The organism is Corynebacterium sp. AOP12-C2-36, from assembly GCF_052379185.1.
Lineage (GTDB): Bacteria > Actinomycetota > Actinomycetes > Mycobacteriales > Mycobacteriaceae > Corynebacterium.
In genome coordinates, this window is record NZ_JBQSYJ010000044.1 from 1 (window position 1) to 6195 (window position 6195).

Below are 6195 nucleotides of genomic sequence, written 5' to 3' on the forward strand. Positions count from 1 at the left end.
ATTCTACCTTGATTATTGCTACGGGGTCCACGCGACACCTCCGGTTCGGAGGATGTGCAGGTAGATATGCGAAAGTGCCATGCCCTGAACGCTACGGGTACAGGGTGATCCTGGTCTAGCAACCAGGACGGCAAGACGGCAATTCGTCGGGCGGGGAGAATGCAGGATCCTCGGACCAGGCGGAAAGGATAGTTGCCGTACCCCCCCTGAGCGGTTCACGAACCGCACCGACCGGAGGTCACCAACTCGAAAGGGTTTGTGACCTCCGGTTTTTCGTTTCCCGGCTGACGTGCCCTTCGAGATTAGCAGTTGGGGGAGTTGCGCGGCGAAGTCCCGAACAGCGGTAAATGAGGTGGATCTCCCGAGGATTTTCGGGTGGGCTCGGTCGCGAACTTCGGGGAAGTGCAGAAGTCTCACCCATCGGGGCGGTAACCATTACCTATGGAGAGTTCTGACAGGTTTAATATGATATTGGCTAGTTCTCTTCGTTCACATTTTCCAGAGTATCGGCAATCCAGTCCATTGATAGTCGTCCGCAGTTAATAGGGCTGAGAGTAACCGACTTTATGGATTCGCTCACATCACCGTTACTGGTGTAGATGCTAGCCATGCCAGACACAATGATCCGTGGACGGGAACTAGATTGCTTGTAATTTATTTCAAATCTACCGTCAGGAAACTCGATAACCGTATTCAATGACGTTGTCGATATGCACCCTTGAGATAATGTAACTTTCGTAATACCGAAAGTGCATGTACCCATCCACTTAGTGACAAAGTACGCAGACGAAATGATTCCTACTAATCCTGCGACAATGTAGTAGTATCCATACGGGCTCACTCTAGATACAACCTGGAAACCGTAAACTGCCAAGAATACAGACGAGAGTGATATTCCCGCGACCAGTGGAGCACCGAGCCTCGAATAGATAGATATAGTTTCTTGGTCTTCTTCTTTGTAGGTAAACGATTTTGTTGGAATGGTGTACGGAACAGAGACGAACGAGAGTGTGGGGAGGAGGATGGACAGGGAAGCGAGTAGGATAGGGAAACTCATGAGGCTTAAGGAACCATCAATTATCCCCCATCCGAGTAGTATCACGACAAGGAGACTGATTGACAGAAGTGCTGAAACTACAACCTTGTCTAGTGTGCCGGCGTGACGCACTACTCTATCCTCTAGAAAAGACTCCATACTTTCTGAATTCCCTTTGTTACTCCGATAGTGACTGCTGTTCCCACAGCGACGCTAGCGCCGACGGTGAGAACGGCAGGGGCAGCTGTGACAGCACCTGCGATTGCGGCTCCTGTCACGAACGCAGCGCCAGCTCCTGCGAGCCCACCTCCGATGTTCGATGCGTAGGCTTCAGCTGCTGGCATTCCTTGTTGGCGGTCAATTTCAGCTCCCGCTACGGCGCCTACAGCGGAGAGCGCACCGGATCCCCAGCGGCTGGCACGGAGAAGATCATCCGCCTCAGAGCCTACGCGTTTAGCGGATTCTTCTGCTGCCCCAAAGGCGGCATCTGTACCTGCCCCGGATATTCCTCCAGCAACGTCAGACGCACCGAAGGAGGGATCAGTGACAGATACTTCTGGTTCTCCAGTCTCACTATTGCTCTCAACGGTGACAGGATTTCCATCAGTATCAGTGAGTTTACCATCGTCGCCGCGGCGAACCGGGACACCCCCGATCACTGCACCATTGACCCATTCTCCGGTGTCGGTGTCGTAGAAACGCCCCGTGTTCGCGTCCGGTTCCTGATTGCCGGTTACATCGTTGCCGGCTTCGTCCAGCGGGACGACGGTCTCGCCGTCAGTGCTCACCCGTGAGCCATCCTGGTCGTCGACCTGGGTGCTCACCCCGGCATCGTCACGCTGGGTGGATTGAATGTCCGACGTGGTGCCGTTCGGATTGTCTACCTGCATCTCGTATTGGTTGTCGCCAGTACGCTGGTAGTCGCCGTAGGACTGAGTCCCGTCCGGATTGTCGGCGACCACCGTGCCTTGCGAGTTGTCGGCGTTGCCCTGAGAGGTGACGTCAGGCTGGACGGCTGCTTGGGGAGTCGGTGCAGTGTCGTAGTGCTCGGAGTAGTGGGTGCCGTCATCCTGGTTGGACTGTGCGTATGCGGATGTTCCGTCATCGTTGTTGGACCAGGCATCCCACCCGCCGACGTCGTTTTGCACGCTGCGGGTATCTGTGAATGTCCCGTCCTCGCGCTCGATTCTGGTGTCGACTGTCTGTCCGCCGGTCCCCTCAGGGATGGTGTGTGTCGCGGTTTCTCCGTTGCCCAGGTCTTCGGTCCAGGTGTCTCCGTCGGAGCGCCCGGTGGTGTCGACAATCCCAACCCCGTCCTTCTTCTCCTTGTCGGGATCGGCCAGGATCGGCAGTAGGGTCGTGCGGTCCGGGTCGACGATCTGCACCAGTTCGCCGGTCTCGTTGTCGACCTCGTAGTAGGTCTCCACCGGTCGTCCGGACGCGTCGTAGGCCCAGGGGGCCTTGACGTGTTCGACGACATTACCGTCGGCGTCGAGGACGTCGACACTGCCGTCGGGGTTCTTCACCATCTGCCCGCCCTCGGGCACATCCATGGCGAAGCGGTGCTCGCGTGGGGAGTCCACACCCTCCAACAGGATCAAGGATTGTTCACGCCCGTTGCCCCAGTTGATGTCGCCACGGTGGGCGCCGTCGCGGCGTCGTCGGTCAGCCAGGATCGCGCCGGCTGCACCGGCGAGCGCGCCCCCGGCACCCAACGGGCCGACCGGTAGACCACCAGTTTCATTGTCGCCGCCACCGCCGGCCGCCTCGTCAGCGGTGTCGTCCACACCCGGGGCAGGTACCGCCGCGGACGTCGATGCGGCACGGGAGGTGTCGTCGGTGTCATCACGGTCGCCACGGTCGTTGCTGCTGTTACGGTCGGTGAGTTGTCGTCCTTCCAGCCTGTCCTGACGGGTCACACTAGTGACCCCGGAGTCGGTGTCGGTGGTTAGAATCTCGCCGGTCGCGGTGCCATTGTCAGTGATCACCGCCGGGCCGTCGGGAGTGTCGACGACCCGGACGTCACGGGGGTTGCCGCTGTCGTCGGTGACTGTGGTGGTCCAGGGGGTGACCTCACGAACGTTCGATCGGGCGGTGTCGCCGGCCGAGGGACGGGTGGTATCGGTGGGTTCACCGGTGCCCATACGATCGGCCAGCCCGGTACGCGGTGTGCCTAAGGCCATGTCCTGTCGGTATTCACCGTCGGGCCGGTCGAAGCCCTCGTACTGGTGGGTGCGTTCCGGTGCTGGTTCGCCACCACCGTTACCGCCGCCGGGTGGGGGTCCCGGCGGCAGGGTCGGGGTGGGAATGTCGCGGCAGATATAGGGCGGCCATTCGTTGCCGGTGGGTTCTTTGCCTGGGTGGGCTGCTCGCCAGGCGGTCTCCATCGCGGTGTTGTACTCGGCGGTCTGGCGTTGGCAGCGCTCGGCAGGGGTTTCCTGATCAGCCAGGGCGCTACCGGTGCTGGCCAGCACCAGCGGAGCGGACAGCAGTCCGGCAGCAGCGAGGCTTACGGCGTAGCGACGTATCCGGGCCTGCCAGGACTGGTGGGGTTTCGTGGTCACGGTGACGCTTCCTCTTGTCCGGCGTTACCGCTGGGAGTCCGACGGGGCGGTGGCTTTACGCCACAGGGCCAGGAACCCGGAGACCATCAGCCCGCCGCCGATCATCATCACGATGACGTAGCAGAACATCACCGGCACATAACCGAACCGGCTGCTCGGCTCGGCGATGTGCTCGGAGAACGTCAGTGCGGCCAACACGACCAGCACACCGATGATGAGGTTCGTCACGGGGATCCACGTGGGGTTGTCAGTGGCGTTCCCTGCGGACTGGTCAGACTCGGGGGTACTGGCGGTGACCGGCATGGTTGCCGTCGCCGGTGCTGTGTCAGTGGGGCGAGTGGTGGTGCTCATGGGTGAATCACGGGTCCTCAGATGTGTCGGAGTCGGCGGACGTGCCGGGCTACCGGTCCTGTTCGGTCGGTGTGTGTGCAAGGCGGGAGTGCCTAGCGGATGCGGGTGGCTTTGTCGTCCACGCACGCGGGGATAGGCAGGGAGATCAGGGCACCGGGAGGTTCCACTGGTTGAGGACGAGCCCGCTGTAGGTGTTGCCGTCAGGCGCGGCGACACTGCCGATGAACCAAGCCCCGGGGTATGTTCCTCGGCCTGGAGTGTACTGACCGGTGGCTTTACGGCAGTTACCGTCGGTGGCGCCGGCGACAACTGGACCGAATCGCACATCGTGGTAGACGATGCAGTCCACGTTCGTGCCGTGGGCCATGAATGTGCCCACTGTGGCGGCAGCACTGGTGGGCGCGGTGATCCCGGCGGTGACCGTAACGGCGGCCAGCGCCATTGCCGCGGCGCCGGCAAAGCGACGCACACGACGGGGGCTGCGGGTGCTGGTAGGGGTTGTCGAGGTCATGACAGCTGAAAACTCCTGGGTAGACGGTGCCGGGTAGGCGGTCTCGTCACGAAGATCAGGCCGCGGACACCGGTCGATTATGCCGGTGCGTACCGGTGCTTACGGTGGGTGTTCTAGCGGATGCGGGTGGCTTTTCCGTAGACGCTGACCGCGTCGACCGAGGTTGGTGAGGTGGTGGACACGGTGACATAGGAGCGGATGCTCACCGGGCCGGCGCACCCGTTGACCTGCAGGTGCGCGCCGGTGAACCCGGCGGAGGCGCGCTTGTAGTTCGGGTCGACAGGCATGCTGACCAGGGAGATGTCGGACACACCACCGGGGTTGAGGTGGGACTGAACGGTGGGGGCGACCTCGAGTTTGCCGTCGACACCGGCCTCGACACGGGCGGTAGCGTCAGCACCGGCGGACACTCCGGTGACGTTGGGCAGCTCGACCTGCACGCTGGGGCCGCCTTCGATGCCGGCGTCGGCGTGGGGTGCGATACCGGCGGCGCCGGCGACTTCGACATCGACGCCGCTGGAGATGTCCACCCCGCAGCCGATCTGGTAGCCAGCATCGAACATGGCACCGGTCAACTCGGGGGCGCCGGCACCGTCGATCCAGACGTTGCCGGTGAGGGTGCCGAAGGCTTCACCGGTGGTGGCCGAGGCGTCCAGGGGCGGGGCGATGTTGACGGATTCGTCTGTTTTGGCGGCGTGCAGGACCCAGCCGTCGGCGGTGGTGCGGGAGACCTGGCGGTCGGGCAGGTCGGTCGGACCGCCGGTGACCGGTGCTGGCCACGGCAGGGTGGGAGCGGCCGCGGCCGGGGCGATCGCGGTCAGGCCGAGGGTGGCGGCTGCGGTGATACTGACAGCTGCAACAGAGAGTGTGCGTGTGGTCTTCCTGGTGAACGTCATGGCGATAATGTAGCGAGCACTCCGTCGAAGGACACGCTGAAGCGCGGTAACGTTTTGATCACGGCTGCGGCGCGGTGGTGGGTGCGCGGAGTCCCTGAACGGCTAAGCACGGGGTCAATCATCGCCCCTGGTAGCGGGAGTGAAGCATGGTGGTTGACACATCATCTACATAGCTGGCGTGAAGTATCCGTGCAGGCTGTGGGCAGAATGTGTGTCACGTCCCCGTGTGTCAGAGACCATCGGGCACATAGTGCTCCCCTGCTCACCCCGTCGCGTTGAAAGTCCAACAGAAGGGGACGTGACGTCGTTACTGGTGCGCGCATGTATGTTTGACGCTTTAACTCATTTCGGGGGTGCCCCGGCGGGTATCGTGCCACGGTGGCTACCCGTGAGAGGGACTCATAACGGACCGACTTTGGAACCCTGTTTGCCACCGCATGGTCGATGGAGGTCTACCCCTGGGGACTCTATGACGCTTACGCTGGCGTAGCTGTTGGATCCTGCGGTCGGCTCAACAGCGAAGCGATGTACACAGAGGAGCCAGCGAAACTGTTGTCCGCACTGTTTTTGGCGCAGCACGTCCAGGTTCAACACATGCTGGATTAAGCAGTGCGGCACCGTGCGTAGGCCTAACTGCGCCGCGTCCTAGTGGGTGCCTACTAAGTGATTCAGAACACCAACCGTCGTTGATGCAGGGGAACCGATGACGCCGCCGACGGCATTGTTCCCGACGCCGAAACAGCGCGCTACGTCACAGCTCATGCCACGCCCTGGGACGGGCGAGCTCGTCGCGGCGTGAACGCCGGAAACATCAACGACAGATTCGACGAGGGAGAA

The 6195-nt window shown here is 61.7% G+C and carries 4 protein-coding genes; all 4 read right to left on the bottom strand.

The window, feature by feature from the left end; all coding sequences use genetic code 11:
- Nucleotides 1–1179: 1179 nt before the first annotated feature.
- The 4 genes from ACT3UN_RS16240 to ACT3UN_RS16255 all read right to left on the bottom strand — a co-directional run bounded on the left by ACT3UN_RS16240 (nt 1180) and on the right by ACT3UN_RS16255 (nt 5358).
- The gene (locus tag ACT3UN_RS16240; protein ID WP_444657622.1) at nt 1180–3600 is read right to left on the bottom strand and encodes a hypothetical protein; all 2421 of its coding nucleotides are present in this window, start codon (nt 3598–3600) and stop codon (nt 1180–1182) included.
- 24 nt (nt 3601–3624) lie between these two features.
- Nucleotides 3625–3951: a hypothetical protein gene (locus tag ACT3UN_RS16245; protein WP_444657623.1), complete on the bottom strand. Its 327-nt coding sequence runs from the start codon at nt 3949–3951 to the stop codon at nt 3625–3627.
- A gap of 145 nt (nt 3952–4096) precedes the next feature.
- On the bottom strand, nt 4097–4462 hold the full coding sequence (locus tag ACT3UN_RS16250) for a hypothetical protein (RefSeq protein ID WP_444657624.1): 366 nt from the start codon (nt 4460–4462) through the stop codon (nt 4097–4099).
- 113 nt (nt 4463–4575) lie between these two features.
- Nucleotides 4576–5358, bottom strand: a complete 783-nt coding sequence (locus tag ACT3UN_RS16255; RefSeq protein ID WP_444657625.1) for an MspA family porin — start codon at nt 5356–5358, stop codon at nt 4576–4578.
- Between the last annotated feature and the right edge of the window lie 837 nt (nt 5359–6195).